The 17,412-nt window shown below is 40.0% G+C and carries 20 protein-coding genes and 1 riboswitch; all 20 genes read right to left on the bottom strand.

Going from position 1 to position 17,412, the window contains the following annotated elements; all coding sequences use genetic code 11:
* Positions 1-382: 382 nt before the first annotated feature.
* Positions 383-532, bottom strand: a riboswitch (adenosylcobalamin (AdoCbl) riboswitch).
* A gap of 55 nt (positions 533-587) precedes the next feature.
* The 20 genes from PQQ29_RS06025 to pduA (PQQ29_RS05930) all read right to left on the bottom strand — a co-directional run bounded on the left by PQQ29_RS06025 (position 588) and on the right by pduA (PQQ29_RS05930) (position 17,300).
* Positions 588-1,463, bottom strand: a complete 876-nt coding sequence (locus PQQ29_RS06025) for a GHMP family kinase ATP-binding protein (RefSeq protein ID WP_010990792.1) — start codon at positions 1,461-1,463, stop codon at positions 588-590.
* On the bottom strand, positions 1,453-2,538 hold the full coding sequence (gene cobD / locus PQQ29_RS06020; protein WP_010990791.1) for a threonine-phosphate decarboxylase CobD: 1,086 nt from the start codon (positions 2,536-2,538) through the stop codon (positions 1,453-1,455). Before cobD ends, PQQ29_RS06025 begins: the two co-directional genes overlap by 11 nt.
* Before the next feature lie 13 nt (positions 2,539-2,551).
* On the bottom strand, positions 2,552-3,745 hold the full coding sequence (locus PQQ29_RS06015) for an acetate/propionate family kinase (protein ID WP_010990790.1): 1,194 nt from the start codon (positions 3,743-3,745) through the stop codon (positions 2,552-2,554).
* 67 nt (positions 3,746-3,812) lie between these two features.
* On the bottom strand, positions 3,813-4,517 hold the full coding sequence (locus PQQ29_RS06010) for an MIP/aquaporin family protein (RefSeq protein ID WP_010990789.1): 705 nt from the start codon (positions 4,515-4,517) through the stop codon (positions 3,813-3,815).
* A 27-nt stretch (positions 4,518-4,544) separates the two neighbouring features.
* The gene (locus tag PQQ29_RS06005; protein ID WP_003771446.1) at positions 4,545-5,663 is read right to left on the bottom strand and encodes a 1-propanol dehydrogenase PduQ; all 1,119 of its coding nucleotides are present in this window, start codon (positions 5,661-5,663) and stop codon (positions 4,545-4,547) included.
* A 15-nt stretch (positions 5,664-5,678) separates the two neighbouring features.
* On the bottom strand, positions 5,679-7,088 hold the full coding sequence (locus tag PQQ29_RS06000) for an aldehyde dehydrogenase family protein (protein WP_010990788.1): 1,410 nt from the start codon (positions 7,086-7,088) through the stop codon (positions 5,679-5,681).
* Positions 7,089-7,094: 6 nt separating this feature from the next.
* A complete protein-coding gene (locus PQQ29_RS05995; protein WP_187984097.1) occupies positions 7,095-8,090 on the bottom strand; it encodes a cob(I)yrinic acid a,c-diamide adenosyltransferase in 996 nt (331 codons plus the stop codon).
* A gap of 14 nt (positions 8,091-8,104) precedes the next feature.
* Positions 8,105-8,368 carry a EutN/CcmL family microcompartment protein gene (locus PQQ29_RS05990; protein ID WP_010990786.1) on the bottom strand — a complete coding sequence of 88 codons (264 nt, stop codon included), beginning with the start codon at positions 8,366-8,368 and terminating at the stop codon, positions 8,105-8,107.
* 4 nt (positions 8,369-8,372) lie between these two features.
* Complete coding sequence (gene pduM / locus PQQ29_RS05985) at positions 8,373-8,852, bottom strand: PduM family microcompartment protein (RefSeq protein ID WP_003771439.1); 480 nt, start codon at positions 8,850-8,852, stop codon at positions 8,373-8,375.
* Positions 8,849-9,688, bottom strand: coding sequence for an ethanolamine utilization protein EutJ (gene eutJ, locus PQQ29_RS05980; RefSeq protein WP_187984096.1), 840 nt, complete (start codon positions 9,686-9,688; stop codon positions 8,849-8,851). The genes pduM and eutJ overlap by 4 nt, the downstream gene beginning before the upstream one ends.
* A 20-nt stretch (positions 9,689-9,708) precedes the next feature.
* Complete coding sequence (locus PQQ29_RS05975; RefSeq protein WP_187984095.1) at positions 9,709-10,344, bottom strand: phosphate propanoyltransferase; 636 nt, start codon at positions 10,342-10,344, stop codon at positions 9,709-9,711.
* Positions 10,345-10,347: 3 nt separating this feature from the next.
* The gene (pduA, locus tag PQQ29_RS05970; protein WP_003719364.1) at positions 10,348-10,623 is read right to left on the bottom strand and encodes a propanediol utilization microcompartment protein PduA; all 276 of its coding nucleotides are present in this window, start codon (positions 10,621-10,623) and stop codon (positions 10,348-10,350) included.
* A 25-nt stretch (positions 10,624-10,648) separates the two neighbouring features.
* Entirely contained in the window at positions 10,649-11,086 is a 438-nt protein-coding gene (locus PQQ29_RS05965; RefSeq protein ID WP_010990782.1) for a BMC domain-containing protein, read from the bottom strand.
* 12 nt (positions 11,087-11,098) lie between these two features.
* Complete coding sequence (locus PQQ29_RS05960) at positions 11,099-11,446, bottom strand: glycerol dehydratase reactivase beta/small subunit family protein (protein ID WP_003761750.1); 348 nt, start codon at positions 11,444-11,446, stop codon at positions 11,099-11,101.
* Positions 11,443-13,263 (bottom strand): diol dehydratase reactivase subunit alpha, encoded by a 1,821-nt coding sequence (locus PQQ29_RS05955; RefSeq protein ID WP_003771426.1) that lies wholly within the window; start codon positions 13,261-13,263, stop codon positions 11,443-11,445. Before PQQ29_RS05955 ends, PQQ29_RS05960 begins: the two co-directional genes overlap by 4 nt.
* 44 nt (positions 13,264-13,307) lie before the next feature.
* Entirely contained in the window at positions 13,308-13,820 is a 513-nt protein-coding gene (locus PQQ29_RS05950; protein ID WP_010990781.1) for a diol dehydratase small subunit, read from the bottom strand.
* Positions 13,821-13,836: 16 nt separating this feature from the next.
* Positions 13,837-14,496: a propanediol/glycerol family dehydratase medium subunit gene (locus PQQ29_RS05945; protein ID WP_003721553.1), complete on the bottom strand. Its 660-nt coding sequence runs from the start codon at positions 14,494-14,496 to the stop codon at positions 13,837-13,839.
* Positions 14,497-14,533: 37 nt separating this feature from the next.
* Positions 14,534-16,198 (bottom strand): propanediol/glycerol family dehydratase large subunit, encoded by a 1,665-nt coding sequence (locus tag PQQ29_RS05940; RefSeq protein ID WP_010990780.1) that lies wholly within the window; start codon positions 16,196-16,198, stop codon positions 14,534-14,536.
* An 18-nt stretch (positions 16,199-16,216) separates the two neighbouring features.
* Positions 16,217-17,020, bottom strand: a complete 804-nt coding sequence (gene pduB, locus PQQ29_RS05935; protein WP_010990779.1) for a propanediol utilization microcompartment protein PduB — start codon at positions 17,018-17,020, stop codon at positions 16,217-16,219.
* Entirely contained in the window at positions 17,013-17,300 is a 288-nt protein-coding gene (gene pduA, locus PQQ29_RS05930) for a propanediol utilization microcompartment protein PduA (protein WP_010990778.1), read from the bottom strand. The genes pduB and pduA (PQQ29_RS05930) overlap by 8 nt, the downstream gene beginning before the upstream one ends.
* Positions 17,301-17,412: the final 112 nt, after the last annotated feature.

The raw sequence follows: 17,412 nt of genomic DNA, 5'->3' as shown, positions 1-17,412 counted from the left end.
ATTACCTCCTAATTTTTTAAAACTAAAAAAAGAAGCCTTGAGTAGAGAAATTTCCTCTTCCAACTCAAAGCTTCTTTGCTAAGTAAACAGTACGCCTTTGTACCGTAAAATATTTTATTTGTCCACTTTATTAAAAACCAAACGCGTGGAAATGTCAAATCTTTTTTTGTAAATAGGCAATGAAGATACGTTCCTTGTATCACTCTTTTCGTCGTTGAAAAGATCATTGCCCACCATAAAACTAAGCGGTGCACATCTTTGTGCGTATGGTGCTTGATAAAACGTAGCTTCGTCCAGCTTCTCGGCACCAAACCATTTACAGTGGGCTTATTTGTTTTAAAAACAAATAAAAAAGCCCCAGTGAGACAACTACACTGGAACCAAGAATTATACATGCTTTGCCTCGAAGCAGTATAACCAGTTAAAACAATTAGATAAAAGACCTGACTTAGAGTGTCTAACTCCTTACAGTGGCGGGACCGTGCTGGATTTTCACCAGACTTCCAGTATCTAACTGTTTGTATGAACGAATTCGTTTATCAAAGTTATTATAGCATAAATTAATCCGCTTGCAAGAAGAATTTGCTTTATGAAATTATTTGAACCCCACCTCGAACGAGCTCCCTAAAGTAATACCTGCTGTAAAAAGTGGTGACATAGCGTCGTTCTAATTCGAATAAAATTTCTAGCGGGTCTATCTTACCTAACTCATACAGTAAACCAACGACCGTCCCACTATGCGACACATTGATCCCTACTAGATTTAAACAACTCACCACTTCTAACAACTCATTCCAAAACGGTTTGGGTAAAATGATTTGATTGCTCGCTGCGCTAACTGTGGCGGCTTTTCCAAGCAAGTTGATTGATTTTTGGGCTGCCGCTTGGTTGAAAAATTGCACAGCTTTGGCTAATTGTTGTTCATTTTCCAGCAATTGTTCATGGTGGTCTTCTTGCCGATATGTTGCAGTTTCCAAAACAGTAAGTGGTTCTAGGACAACGACGCCCAGTTTCGGCATCCAGTTAGAACTTTCAATCACGGACCCTTTTAAATGATCAAAAAGTGTGAGTGATTTAAAAATCGTGCTATCTGTTGGTTCTAGTTGTAAACAAAGTTTGGCAATTTCGGTTTCTGTTATCGGTTTATTTAACCATTTTGCTGTAGCCCCTATTGTTGCGGCAATATCAGCAGTAGAGCTTGCCATCCCTTTGGCGACCGGAATAGTCGATTTTACTAGTAACGATATAGGTGGACGTTCTTTTTTTGTCACGCCAAAATACTCGCAAGTTACCTCGAATGCGAGCCATGCTTTTGTATGACCTTGGCTGTTTTGCCCTGATTTATCGGATAAAGTTACTTCGGAATACCAGTTGATTGGGTATGAAATCAATTTTTCGCCGCCAGTAATAAATCCTTGCAAAAGTTCGCCACATGAAGCGGGACAAGTTGCTTTAATTTCCACTAAAAATCACCTCGAGCGCTCTTATAAGCTTGGTATTATCACATCTAGCTTTCACCGCAACTCGGTAATAATTTTCAGTGAGTCCACGGTAATTGGCGCAACTCCGTATAAAAATCCCTTTTAACAATAATTCTTTTCGTAAGTCAAGCGGTGTTTCAAGATGGAAAAATATGTAGTTTACACTTGGGCGATACACGGTTAGTTCGCTAAACTTAGACAACTCTTGATATAAAAAATCTCGTTCAGCTGAAATCCAGTTGTATGTTTGAGTGATGTAGTCTGTATCATCTAGTAATACTTGACCAGCCATATCGGCAAAAGTATTGATAGACCAAGGTTCACGCATTTGTAATAATGCTTCAGCTAGCAAATCATTTTTGGTCAACAAATAACCAAGTCTTAGCCCTGGAATTGCAAAAAATTTTGTGAATGCCCGGATAATTGCTAAATGTGGAAAGCTCCCTAAATAATTAATCATCGAAATTGTTTCGTTGCCTTCTAAAAAATCCATAAACGCCTCATCAATGATTAAATATATGTTTCGTTCTTCACATAATTCTGCAATTTGGATCATTTCTTGCTGCGATATTAATTGTCCGGTTGGATTATTCGGGTTGCACAAACAAACCGCTTCAAGATCTGTTTCGCGTTTAATCATTTCTAGTACCGTTTCCGCTGCAGCAAAATGAGTTTCTTTCGTTAATTCTGCATAAATAATTTCCGCATCAAAAAAAGCCCGTTCATATTCCGCAAAAGTAGGCGCAAGTAAGAGAACTTTTTGCGCCTTGGTTACTTTTGCGATTCCGAAAATCAGCTCAGTAGCACCGTTTCCTGGAATAACATTTGCTAAGTCAAGTTGATGAAACGAGGCAATACGCGCACGGAGCGCTAAGTAATCTGGTTCTGGATATTCCACCAGTTTATCCAAATTCGCTGTTATCGTTTGTTTCAAACTAGCTGGAACGCCAAGTGGATTAATATTCGCACTAAAATCCAGAATCATTTCTTTGGTTAATCCATGTTGTTTTGCTAGTTCGTTATAGTTGCCACCGTGCATTGCCGTCGTTATTTTCACATCAAATCGCTCCTTAACTTATCGTTTGTTTTGTATATTTTTCTACATCTCGAGCAATCATTAGTTCTTCGTTTGTTGGAATAATGCATACTTTGACCGCTTCGTCATCATTGCTAATTATCATATCACCTGCATTATTTTTTGTCACATTACATGTTACACCAAGATAACTCAGCTGTTCTGTAACCATTTTACGAATTAATGGTGAATTTTCACCAACTCCAGCCGTAAATAATAATGCATCACAACCATTCATGGCAGAAGCGTAAGCCCCGATATAATTACAGATTTGGCCAGTAAACATCCGAAGTGTTAATAATGCACGCGAATTTCCTTCATTCGCAGCAATTTCGATGTCTCTAAAATCACTAGAAATTCCGGATACACCAAGAACGCCAGATTCACTAGACATCATATGTGTCACTTCATCCAAGCTATAGCCTAATTCGTCAACTAAATAAGGGATGATTGTCGCGTCAATTGTACCAGAACGTGTTCCCATCATCAAGCCAGCATTTGGTGTAAAGCCCATGGAAGTATTCACTGATTTCCCTGCTTCAATCGCACAAACACTCGCCCCATTTCCTAAATGACAAGAAATAATTTTTAATTTTTCTAAAGGTTTCTTGAGAACTTCTGCTGCTTTTCCAGCCACATATTTATGGCTTGTTCCATGAAAACCGTATTTTCGAATATGATGTTTTTCATAAAGTTCATAAGGGAGCGCATATAAAAAGTTTTCTTCTGGAATCGTTTGATGGAAGGCCGTATCAAACACTGCAACCGAAACGGCATTTGGTAATAGTTCGCGGAATGTTTTAATGCCGATGATATTGGCTGGATTATGAAGCGGCGCAAGACTTGTTACATCTTCAATCCCCTTTACAACATCATCCGTTACAATACATGAAGAAACAAAAGCTTCTCCGCCGTGCGCAACCCGATGTCCCACTCCTGTAATTTCATTTAGGTCATTAATTACTTGATGCGTCTTCAATTGCTCCAGTAGAATTTCCACTGCTTCTCCGTGATTATTTATCGCGCGAGTTTCCTTGATTTTTTCATTTTGAAAGGACATGTTGAATATGGCATCTGGTAAGCCGATTCTTTCAATTAAGCCCTTAACTAAGACTTCTTCTCCTGGCATCGTAAAAATTTGGAATTTCAGTGAAGAACTCCCTGCGTTTATCGCCATAATTTTGTGCATATAGCTCAGTCCTTTCTCATTTTTAAAGGAGTAAACAACTTACTTCTTGTTTACTCCATCCTATTTTTTATAATAAAATGTTAAATAGTCCAATGGCTAAGAGACCGCCAATGATTGGTCCGACAATTGGAATCCAAGCGTAACGCCAGTCTGATCCACTTTTATTTGGTACTGGTAGTAAAAAGTAAGCAAGTCTTGGTCCTAAATCACGAGCTGGGTTAATCGCATAACCTGTCGTTGGTCCAAAGCTCATTCCGATTGCAACTACTAAGAAACCGAGAATTAACGGATTTAAACCATTTGTAAAACTATTCTCGCCGATCATAAGTAATCCAAAAATGAAGGCAAACGTTGCAATAATCTCACTGATTAAGTTGAACGGTGTATTTCGAATCGCTGGTCCAGTAGAAAAAATACCGTGTGTATCAATTTCTTGTGGTGTGGCTTTAAAATGCGGATAATAATGTAAAATAATAATCGATGCTCCGACAAATGCTCCGGCGATTTGGGCGATAATGTACGGAACTACAGCTGCCCAAGAGAATGAACCTCCAACTGCAAGCGCAATAGTTACTGCTGGATTTAAGTGCGCTCCGCTATATGCTCCAGCGACATAAATACCAATCATTACAGCAAAACCCCAACCAAATGTAACAACTACCCAGTTTGCTCCTTGTGATAATGATTTATTTAATGTTAAACCTGCTAAAAGCCCATTACCAAACATAATAAGTACCATCGTTCCAATAAATTCCGCCAAATATGCTGACATAGTTTATCCTCCTTTTTAACGTAAAATCTAAATAATTTGTTCTAAAATTTCTTTTAGTTCTTGATGTGTCGGTGTCGTCGGACTTGTTGGCAAGCAAGCGTCTTTCAGTGCATTTGTTGCAATTTCGTCCATTTTTGCATAGACTTTTTCTTTTGCTACGCCAGCATCTGTCAATGTTCGTGGCATTTGCATGTGTTCCATCATTTGGACAATTCTTTCACGAAGCAGACGGACAGCGGTTTCATTGGAATCAGATCTAGAAGCCATTCCGCAAATCCGCGCCAGTTCAGCATATTTTTGTTCAGTATCACGATTTTTGAAGGCGTTAAAACGAATGACCGCATCAAGTAATATCGCATTAGCTAGACCGTGCGGCACGTGGAACTGTGCACCTAGTTGATGCGCAATACTATGATTTAAACCAAGGTTGGCACAGTTAAAAGCCATACCTGCCATGGTCGACGCATTATGCATTTTTTCACGGTTAGCTAAATTACGACCATCGTCATAACAGCTCGTTAAAAAGCGTAGCGTTAATTGCACACTTTTTTCACCTAATGCGTCCGTATAATCACTCGCAGCTTTAGAAACATAAGCTTCAATCGCGTGTGTTAATACATCCATTCCAGTATTCGCTGTAATCGCTGGCGGCACTGTGACAACGAGTTGCGCGTCAAGAATAGCCATATCCGGAATAAGTTCATCTAAGAAAAGTGGATACTTAATTTTTGTCGTTGGATCAGTAATAACGGTAGCAGCTGTCACTTCAGATCCAGTGCCACTTGTAGTTGGAATCGCTATAAAAGTACTAATATTAATTTTTTCTAAGCGTTTTGCGAAGTAGTAAATTCCTTTTGCCGTATCAATTGCTGAGCCACCGCCAAAAGCGATCATGACTTGAGGCTGAATTTTTCCTGCTTCACTAACACCACTAGCTACTTTTGAAATGGGTGGATCTGGAACTACATCGGTGAAAATATGCACATTATTAGATGCATCTAACTGCCCAACTAAACCTTGAAGTCCCTCTCCATCCGCCAAAAAACGATCACAAATAATCCAAACATTTTTATTTTTAATTTCTTTTAAAACTTGTAAACTATTCGTACCAAAAGCTACTTTTGTCTTGATTTGAAAGCTATTCATTAACTTTGCCTCCTCTTAACGAATCGAAAAACCATCTGTTAAAACACAGCGGCGGCGTCTAGCAAAATGACGTGCTGTAGTTGTTCCTTCTCCAGTAGGCGTTGCAATAGTGAAAGTAGTACTACCTTCTCCTCTAAAGCCTAATCCCGCAAAGGACGGACCATTTTTGACAAAGATGGAAGTTTGCATATCTCTTGCAGCTTTGTTTAATCTCGAGATATTTTGTGAATGCATTGTTGCTGTATGATGTAAGCCTTGTTCGAGTTCAATAGCCACTTCAAGGGCTTCGTCAAAATCAGGCACCCTTACAACTGGAACGATTGGCATTAATAGCTCTACTGTTGCAAATGGATGAGATTTCTCCGTTTCCACAATGATTAAACGTGGTGTAAAATCACAAGCTATTCCTGCTTCTTTTAAGATTTCAGTTGCACTTTTTCCGACTAATTTTTTATTAGTTACACCTTTATCGGTAACGGCTACTTTTTCTAATTTTTGAATATCACTTGGATTAGTAACATGAAGGGCACCATTTTTTTCCATTTGGAATAACAAGAAATCAGCAATGCTATCAACAGCTACCACACTTTTTTCAGCAATACATAAAATATTATGGTCAAAAGATGCTCCGTCTACGATGTCAGCAGCCGCTTTTTCGATATTAGCTGTTTCGTCAACAATAGAAGGCGGGTTCCCTGCTCCTGCTCCAATCACTTTTTTACCTGATTGCATCGCTTGGAGAACAACGCCCGGACCACCTGTAATAACAAGTAGCGGTACTTTTGGATGGTTCATCATTTCTTGAGCTGCTTGGATGGATGGTTTAGCCACGGTGACAATTAGATTATCTATACCACAACTATCGCGAACAATTGTGTTTAGTTTTTCAATCAACCACAGTGAAATGTTTTTTGCCCCTGGATGAGGGCTATAAAAAACGGCATTTCCAGCTGCGAGCATACCGATTGAATTACAAATCAATGTTTCCGTTGGGTTTGTGCTCGGCGCTACTGCACCAATTACGCCATACGGAGAGAGTTCATATAGTGTCATACCGTTATCACCTGTAGCTACTTCTGTATATAAATCTTCTACCCCTGGCGTTTTTTCGATTGCTAACGTGTTTTTCAAAATTTTATCTGTCACATTTCCCATACCAGTCTCTGCAACTGCTCTTGTCGCAATTGTTTCAATTTCTGGATAAAGTGCTTCACGAATTGCTTTTACAACATTGCGGCGTTCTTCAAGTGATTTTTCTTTATAGCAATTCTGCGCTATAACTGCTGCTTGAACAGCCTCGTCAACTGTATCAAAAACGCCACTTTTCGCGCCTTGTGTAGTTGTTTTTGTTGGTACTTCTTTTTGTTCTGCTAATTTTTCTAAGAGAACTTTTTTTACCAGTTGTTCGAGTTCTAATGATTCCATACAGAATTACCCCTTCTCTATCATTGATAATGCTTTTTTTGCAATGTGGATATCTTCTTCCACTGATCCGCCACTAATTCCCATTCCACCAATAATCGCTCCATCTTTTCCGTAAATTGGAACGCCTCCGCCAAAGGTAACAATGTCACCATTTGTCAGTGTTTCTAATTGATAAAGTGGGGCTCCTGGCTGAACTGCTTCTGTTAATTTTTCTGTACTTGTTTTCATCGCTACGGCGGAATATGCTTTTTTCGTTGCTAGTTCTGCACTTACTAAGAGAGCGTGTTCCATTCGGTAATTAAATCTTGCATTTCCGTGCGCATCAACTATTGCAAGTGTGACTGGAACGCCGACTTCTTCTGAGACAACCTGCACCTGATGCATTAGTTTTTCACAAAATGAAAAAGATAAATCGCTCGTCGTACTAGGCTTTTGTTCTGTTTGCTCTAAGTACTTGGCAACAATTAGCTTAGTCGCTTTATCTAGCATCTGTCTAAAGTCTTCTTCTCGAGCAAGAATATACAAGAAATCAGATAAACGATTGACGAATTTCAACAGCTCATTTCTAACTGCTGTTTGTTCTGAAAAACGAACTAATAATCGTTCCGCTCGTCTGGCTATCGTCCGCGCACTATGAAGAAACGCGCCGGCTTTACTTGAACCAGGAAGCACAAAACTATCAACTTTTGGCAACTTCAGAGTATAAGCATCAATAACTTTTTCAAGTTCGTTAATGTCATCTTCTGTAATGACAATTTTACTAAGAAGAGCAGATTCATCTTCTGTTGCAAGCTCTGCACAAACGTAAAACAATTGGCGCTCAACGTTTCTAAGCAAAGTCTTGTTTTCATGCGAGGTAACGAACTTTTCTGCTACACTAATTTCGGCATTTAGCTCATCAAACGAACCATATGTTTCGACACGGTCATCATATTTTTTCACACGATTTCCATCAAATAGTGCAGTCGTTCCTTTATCGCCGGTTTTTGTATAAATACTCACGAGTTATTCACTCCTTACTTATCAAAACTATCGACAATTGCTATAATTGCCGAATCAATCGCACTATTTGGTTCTGCAAATACGCTCCTAGCCGCATTTCCACGAGCAACAAGCACATACTCCCCGATTCCAGCGCCAACAGAGTCACATGCCACTTCTTCTGAGCGCACATGTTCTCCGTTCGCATCAATTGGTTGTACAATCATTAATTTCTTGCCTGTAAGCGAATCTTCTTTTTTTGTCGAGACTACGCTTCCAGTAATTTTCGCCATAAACATAACGTCACTGCCTTTCCCGCACTGCAATATTATTTTTAGTTAAATATTCATTTGCAAGCGGTGTAATAAGCTGCTTTTTAAATTTGCAAAGAGTACTTCCGCTTGGGATTAATGCGCTATCACTGTAACAAATCACTTCAGAACTTGGATGAAAAAGCCTCTCACCAGCGCTTGTAAAAACTGGATAGACTAGCTGACTGAGCATTTTATAATCCAGCCAAGGTTCGCCGTTATCATACAGTTCAAGTTCAATTGTTACCCCGTATTCTGCTGCAGTTTCAAGCCAAATAGTAAGTGATTCTGCTCGGTTTCCACCCAGTATCCGCTCAAGAAAATGTTTGTTTACTTGGGTTAACCGAACTGTCCCATTTTCCATAAAAATCGCAACTGGATCGCGAGGCATTTTGCTAACAGCGATGACTGTTTTATTTGCGGCACGAAGTTTCAAGCGTTTAACAATGATTTCAACTAATTTTTCTATCATAAATTTCCGCTCCCTGAACTCATGGCAATACCAAGAGGCGTGACATACTGCGGATAATTAGGTTGAAAAACAGGCATCTTCAAATAGCTTTCAAACGTATCTTTGAACTGGCTATAAGCAGAAGCACCACCAACTATATAAAGCGGTTCTGAGGGAGATTTTTCGAGATGAACACGGGTGATTTCTGCCATTTTTTCAACTACTGGACGCATGACAGAAAAATGCTCGCTAGACTCTTTTTGCGCGCGCTTATTTTCTTCAGCTTCTTCTACAGAGACACCGTAATATCCTGCTAGAACAAGTGTCATATGCGTTCCTCCAGTTGGTTCATCTGCGGTATAAATTACGTCACCGTCTTTAAAAACACTAATTCCTGTTGTGCCACCACCAACATCTACAACTGCACCATCTTTTAAATCTAGTACTGCTGCAGCGGCTGTTGGTTCGTCAATTGTATAAAGTGCTTCCATTCCGGCGCTTTCTATCACGTTAGCAACCACTTTTTTGTTGTTCCCGATTGTACCAGGTGGAATAGCTCCAGAAGCATGCGTTAAACTTATTCCAAGGCTTTTTTCTGCTCTATCTTTAAGTCGTTTGACAACTTCTACGGACTCGCGGTAATTAACAACAAGCCCATCGCGAACAGCGTCAGCAAATTCAAACGCTCCAAAAAGCGGAACATTATTTTCATCCAACACAACGAAAACAATCGAGGAAGTCCCTAAATCGACGCCAACTTTTACTTTTTGATCCGCTGAAACCTTTTGTTTGGTATCTTTATTCATTAGTGCTGCAAGCTGTTCCATCCGTTCGTTAGCTGTTTGTAAAATATCCATTTCCACACCTCCTTATCAGGTCACGACTTGATTATTTTTGCAAAGCTATCGCCAGCAATATCTACCGCGTTTGCTTCATCTGTATCAATATGCATTTCTGGGATAAATTGATTATTCACTCGAATCGTACAATGGTTTAACACGAGACTACGTATTTCCGAACCTACTAGGACAGAAACTTCATCACCTTGTTTCACACCGTATTCATTTGCTACACTTTCGGGTAAATGGATATGGCGTTTCGCAACAATTGCTCCTTTTGGTAAGAAGATTTCGTTATGTTTAGAAACGAGTTTGATCCCTGGTGTTCCTTCAATATCACCAGATACACGAATTGGAATCTTCATCCCTAACATCCGTGCATCTGTTTTAGAAAGCTCTACTTGCGAAAATTTTCGAAGCGGACCTAAAATCCGAACCCGCTTTAACTCGCCTCTTTCTGAAACTACGGTGAGAGTTTGTTCAGCAGCAAATTCGCCAGGTTGCTTTAACCATTTTTTCACTTGAATAGGTTCATTTGGAAAAAGTTGGTTATAGTCTTTTTCTGTTAAATGAATGTGGCGGTTAGAGACTCCGATTGGAATCTCTGTCTCCGCACCACCATATTTATCTGTTACGATTTTCTTAATTATTGCCTTTAATTCTTCTCTTTCCACGGCTTATAAACCTTTTGGTAGCAACGTTTCTACATCATTGTGTGGACGTGGGATAACGTGGATAGATTGTACTTCTCCAACATTACGAGCTGCTGCTGCGCCTGCATCTGTTGCTGCTTTTACTGCGCCAACATCACCGCGAACCATAACAGTTACAAGTCCTGAACCGATTTTTTCATAACCTACAAGCGATACATTTGCTGCTTTTACCATTGCGTCAGCTGCTTCAATTGCGCCAACAAGTCCTTTAGTTTCAATCATTCCTAGTGCGTTATTCATTATTATTTCCTCCTCAAAATTAGGTTTACTTTTCTTCTTCAAAATGAATACAATCTTGTCTTGGATCACCTTTTATCCGTGGACAAAGTGGATCATGACATAGATTACAGGTCGCTTCTACCGGTGTTTCAGGTTCCGCGACGTCTTCTGTTTCAACAATTAATTCAGGTTCTTCTGGCACGATTTCTTCTTTTGGCAAAAATACTGTAAAAATCTCTTCCCCTGGTCGAGGAATGACTTTTTTCGCAACAAAGCTGTCTGAGGCTATTGCCGTTTGTTCTCCTGCTTCAAGAGCGGCATTGACGGCAGCAACGTCTCCTTCCACTTTCACAGTAATCCAGCCAAAACCTTTTGCTTTTTCTGTGTCCACGATTTGGATATTTGCTACTTTAGCCATTGTATCTGCTACAGTAATCGCTGAAGCAAGTCCTTTAATTTCAATAATTCCAATTGCTTGATGCATTCCTTCACCTCCTTATTTAAAAGGTACACCCTTGACGAGTCGCGCCGCATTCATTCCCATATTTCGTTGTTTTTCCAAGGTCGCTGCGCAAAAACGATATTCTGAAAATAGCGGCTGATCTGGCGGCAGATTACGATAATGAATCACTAAATGATCATTTTTGAGCGTAATTCCAACCAAAAGTGGCGAACTCGCTGAAGCTCGAAATGCGGCTTGCACTTCGTCTTTTAAAGGCATAATTTCTAATTCACATGGAATGCCTTCTTCTTCTATTCCAAATAATACTTGTTTAATACAGTCTGGATTCGCGCTTTGGTCTGCATGAAAATAAATTGCTGGTTTATTTACAACCGGAATCATACATTAGCACCACCCGACAGAATTAATCCTGTTGCAACCGCATTTCTTGGCCCTTCTTGTCCGCGAATATTTCCCCGTCCCGCAACTAAGGAATAATGAGAAAGTGCATCTGTGATTAATTGCGGAATCTCAAAATCAAGGGCTGATCCTCCGACAATAACGACAAATGGAATATCACGAATGTTCCCAGTTGGGCTGACATATTTTAATGCACGGATCGTATTCGTTACAAAAACGCGCTCTTTAGCCGAACGACGAATTAATTTAATTTTTTCAATCGAAACGTCACCTGGAATTGGTACAAATCCATCTGGTTTTACAATCACTACTTTCGCAAAAACACTTGGGGAAAGCGGCGTATCGAAAAATTGAACCGTACCATCTTCATGGCGAATATGAAAAATGCTTTCGACTTTAGCAAGTGGATATTTTTTTATATCTTCTGCTAAATACCGATCTTCAAGGCCAATTTCTGACTGGATAATCATCGTTACCATATCACCTGCTCCAGCTAAATGAGTAGCAATGATTTCGCCTTTTCCATTTATGATTGAAGCATCTGTTGAACCTGCTCCTAAGTCTAAAATAGCAAGTGGTGTATTGGTTCCTGGGGTAGTAAGTGCCCCGAGAATCGCTGCCTCAGCTTCTGCCCCACCAATTTTGACCGTTACATTTAGCTCTTGTTCGATTTCTGAGGCAATCGCAGCCATTTGTAAATGATCACTTTTTACCATTGAGGCAATTCCAACAGCTTGCTCCATGGAAAATTCACCCGCCAGACCACCTTGAACATCTACTGGAACAAACGTATCTACAGCCAGCAAATCTTGAATAAAAATATCTGCCGGTAATTTATCAGTAAGTCCAGCCATGGTTTGTCGTACTTTTTCTAGCATGCCGCCGATATTTGTTCCCGGTTCGCCGCTTGCATTATCAAGTTTTGGCAGTGACATAATCGCTTGCATGATTTTCTCGGAACCTTCCGCCACATTTACACGCTGCGTTCTAGTTCCTGATTGAAGTTCAATATGTCCGGCTGGTATTGTTCTAGCTTTTACGTCGCCTTCTGGTGTTTTAATCACAACTGCTGAACGATTACCAATTAATGCTCGAGCTACGGGAATGATGTTCTTCGTTTCATCAGAACTCAAACGGAAGACTGTCGCAATACCATACGGATTAGAAATCGTTTCAATGACTTTACCAGGAGCTGCGACTTCAACAGCCGCTAACATATCAACTGGAACTTTATCAATAAAACCAACTTCATCTACAATCGGAATTTTATGGTTTAATCGATTATGAACGAGCACCCCGTCGTCTGCTTGAAGGATCGCAGCAGTTATTTGATAGCCAAGTTCGGTATAATCATTAATCTGCTGTGCGGCATCTTCAAAGTCAACCGTTTTTGGGATAATCACGATATAATCAGTATCTTTTGATTTAGAAGCCACTTCATCCAAATGTACTGTAATTCCTGAACCCATTCCAAGCCCACCTGGTGTTTTAGGATTATGCCCAATCATGGTAGACTCTGTGATAATTGTTTCAGTAATTGTTTCCATTGCTACATCACCAATCACGGGAGTCGCTTCATTAATACGAATTTCAGCTAAATCCGCAGTTGTTGCATTTACTTTTTCTAAAGCTAGTTTTAACGCTTTAAAAATCCCATGAAGATTTTGTTTTGTTCCTTTGATACCAGTTGTGTCTGTAATAGCGCTAGCAACAAACTCCGCATTATTTACCGAGTCGAGGATGGCAAGCGCCACTTCAGTTGTCGAGTTTCCGATATCAATACCTGCAATATACTTCATTCATTTCACCGCATTTCCTACATAATCATGAGCAAAGGTGAATTTTAATTATCGCCTTTTAATTTCTTACGCTCTTGATAAAGCTGTGCTGCTTCACGAACATAATTAGAACAAATTGTTGCTTGATACACATTTTCTAATTCATCCGCAATCGCAAGCAATTCTTCTCTTGAAGAACGGTAAGGACGCATCGCATTGTAAATTTCTAAAATACGCTCATCTGGAACAACGGTTAATTCTGCTGCACGTTCAAAGTTGTTCGCGAGTGTAGCACGTCCTGCATCTCTTGCTACTTGCGCTTGCATTTTAAGCGTCTCTGCTGTTACACGAACATCTTCAGGTTTAATTGTGCCATCTAGAACACTTTTTAGCGTAATATCATCCAAAGATTTAGATGAAGCTGTTTTTACAAGTTCTGGACGTTTCGTACCGAGTGGGTAGTCGCGTACAGTCAGTGAATCTCCGCTTGCTTTTTGAGAAGTGGTTGTTGTTACTGCACCACTATTTACTTCTTGTAAAATATTTCTAACCATATTTTCTAGTGCTTCTTGATTCATCATTCTCACCTCACTATTAATTTACTTGTAGTTCGACTGCGTTTTTACCTTGAACAACATGTTTCGTTTCTTTGATATGAAGTAAAGCTGCTTTTGCTTGGAATTTTGGACGAGCCATTTGATCATTTACCATTGGGACTGGATTTGGTGATTCACCTTTTGCATATTTCGCAGCGTTTTTACCAATTGCCCGGTAAGTTTCTAGTGTGATTAGTGGTGCTTGTGGGAATAACTCTAGGTTCGAAAGTGGTTGTAAATCTTTTTGATGGATTAATGCTGTACCGCGCGACTGAATGCCGATACAAATGCCTGAACCACTTAATTTGTCGCCTTCTACTGCGACGAAAGCTACATCAGAAGAACGGAATACACGAACAACGCGTGCTTTTAACCCTTCTTCTTCAATGCCTGCAATCACTTCTCGTAAAATCTGTTTATGTGGAACGCCAACAATGTTTTTCGTTTGATATTTACCAAAAGCTGGTGCGACCGCAATAACAACTTCATCTTTTTGTCTTCCTGGTTTCGCATCCCCAACTTCTGTTAAAAAGCTTTCATCTGAAACTGCAACACTTGGCTGTTCTTTTTGGAAAGAAACTTTATCTTCTTTAAGCTGTAATTCATCTAGTACTTCTGAGATAATTCCGCGAAGCACTTTTTCGTTAATTTCAACCATGTCTCTTAATCCTCCTTTATAAAAAATGGGAAGTAGCTTAATCTAATTCGTTTGCATCAACTGCAACAGCAATATCTTTTAATTTTTCCCAGCGTTCGCCTTCTAAGCGATAACCAGTTCCTGGGCCTGCGTAATCATTTAAATCGTTGACGGAACTAATGACATTCCAGTCTTTATCAATGATGGCAGATGTATGAAGGAAGTCTCCAGATACGCGTTGTTTCAGCATGTTTAGTACGCTTTCGGCAACATCGTCAAATCCACCAGCAGCTAATGCTTTTACAACATCCAGACCAGTTACGCCGCGGTCCATCATTTCTGCTGCTGCTTTAATATCTTCTACCATGTTACGTTCTGGCATATCGTTACTTCCACGTGCATAGGTTGCTGCTTCTACTTCCTCATCCGTTACAGCAGGAAGACCTAATTTATCAAAGACAACTTGGATTACTCGTGCAGCTTTATTTCTAACCGCTACAACTTCTTCCTCCGTCACTGGCGTTAAACCACCATCTACTTTTAAATCACGTTGTAAAATATTGTAATCATCAAAATCATCTGCATCAAAATTGGAACCCGCAAACATATTGTCATAGTTTGGAGTCGCACTATATCCAGATGAAATGTAATCAGTTCCTGGTAAAAATTGCATCAGCAAACGAGCTGTACGGCGAATATCCGAGTGAGAGAAAGTTTGGTCGTTACCAGAAGCTACTTCTAGATCTAACATAACGGCAATTAAATTCTCTGCAAGAACTGCTCTAATACCACTTGGTACGGCTCCCGGAATTCCGATACAACTAATCGAACCATTTTGTAAACCTTGAACACCAGCCGCTTTCGTAATGAAGATACAGCGAGATTCTAGATAAAGCATCGATTTTCCTTCTGCATAACCCATTTGAACCTCAGAACCAGTTCCAGATGTGAAACGCATTTTTAGACCGCGAGACGCATAAGCACTTGCCAAAATACCTTTGGACCAAGGCGTATCATCTCCGTCTGTAAATACAGGTTCTGTACCATAAACAGAAATCGTTTCAGCGTAACAAGTTAAACCGCGCATACCAAGCTCTAATTCTGTTGCTTCTTCAAGAGAACATTGGGTTAATACGCCACCACGGCCTGTTTGCGAACCTACCAATAAGCTAAGTGCGTTGAAAGGTGCATAACGAACTACAGCAACGGTTGTTTCTTGCTCGTCAAAACCACGAATTGCTGCCTCTGCTGCATCTGCTGCAATTTGAACAGGGTTATCACGTAAGTTAGTTACGTGAGCTTGCGTTGTCGGTGTTCTACGTGAGCGCATTTTTTGCATGGACATCATCATTTCGACAACGTTCATTTGTGAAACTACTTCAACTATTTTTGCCGGTGTCATTGCTGTTGTAAGTAAAACGATTTTTTCCCGTGGTACATTTGGGTCGCAAAGCATGTTTGCAAGCTTAACAGAATCCATTTTCATAACTTCTTCTGCACGAGATAAATCGACGCCATATTTAGCGATAAAATGGTCAATTAAGTCAAAATCAGCTAATTTTTTGCTGTCCATTTCGACTACTTTTCCATTTTCTATTTTAATGCTTGGTTTTGGGTCATTTGGACTTTCCATTGCGATTAAGCCTTCTTCAATCCATTCTTTTACAAAACCATCTTGATTGACCGGGCGTTTTGCTAATTCTTCAAAGCGTTTTGATTTCATCAGTCGTTACCCTCCGTTCTAAATGTAGGATGGACGATCATTTTTCGGTTCATCCCCTAAAGCTCCAAGTAATTTTTTACCAATTTCACGTGCTGAAATAACTGCTTGACGAACTGCGCCAGAATCTCCTGAAATACAAAGAATCACTTCATTGGAGAAACTTGTTCCATCTGCTGGTGAAGAATAAGCAACCACATCTACATTGGCAGATTTCACCGCAGTATCAGCCATAACAACGCCAATTCCAGCCGGTGCACCAACCATAAGTCCAAATGCTTTACCTACTGGTGCGCCAAATGCTGTATTAAGTGCGTGGCTTGCGCGAGCGGTATATTGGAGTTCAATATGCCCTGCTTCGTTACCGTATACATCTCCAAAAGTTTTATCTAATTCATTCAGTGCAACTTCCACTGCGCGTTTAACATCAGAAACATCATCACCACCAAAGATAATTAAAGAACCGTGACCTGCACCGCCTTTTGTATCACGTGGTAATTCGATTTTTACTACTTCTGTATTCGTTGCTTTTACAGCTTCATCTGCTGCCATAATATGTGGGCCTGCACCAGTACGGGCTCCTAAAATACCTATAGAACGGTAAGACTTCTCAAGCTTCATTGCTTCTAAAAGTTGTCCGTCTACATTCGCAATCACTAGGCCGATTGTATCTCCAATCGCTGTTCCTACAAACTCTGTTAATTGAACTGCTTTTTCACTCATTTGACGTGATCCTCCATCCTCTACTATTTTTTCCGGGGCATCATTGACCGTTTCCATTACCTGTTTTAGAATTTCGTCAATCAGTTTATTTTGCTTACTCATCTGACTTCACCCTCACTGGTAAAATTTCTTCCACATCAGTATGCGGACGAGGAATAACATGTGTACTCATTACGGTACCTACATTTCTTGCTGCTTCAGCCCCAGCGTCTGTTGCTGCTTTAACTGCACCTACATCCCCTCTAACCATCACAGTAACAAGCCCGGATCCGATTTTTTCGTACCCTGTTAATGTTACGTTAGCTGATTTAACCATGGCGTCAGCGGCTTCAATGGCGCTGACTAGCCCTTTAGTTTCAACTAAACCTAGTGCTTCTTGCATGGGTGTACCTCCTTCTCAAAATAAGTATTTTACTCTCTCAGTATATGCAATCTAATATATAAATAGTTGCCGCTTACAATATAAAAAAAGAAGACGCGAATCGTGTTTTAAC

It is taken from the genome of Listeria innocua (genome assembly GCF_028596125.1).
Taxonomy (GTDB): Bacteria; Bacillota; Bacilli; order Lactobacillales; family Listeriaceae; genus Listeria; species Listeria innocua.
Note: the sequence above shows the minus strand (reverse complement) of the source record. Positions and strands in the feature narration are given on the sequence as shown.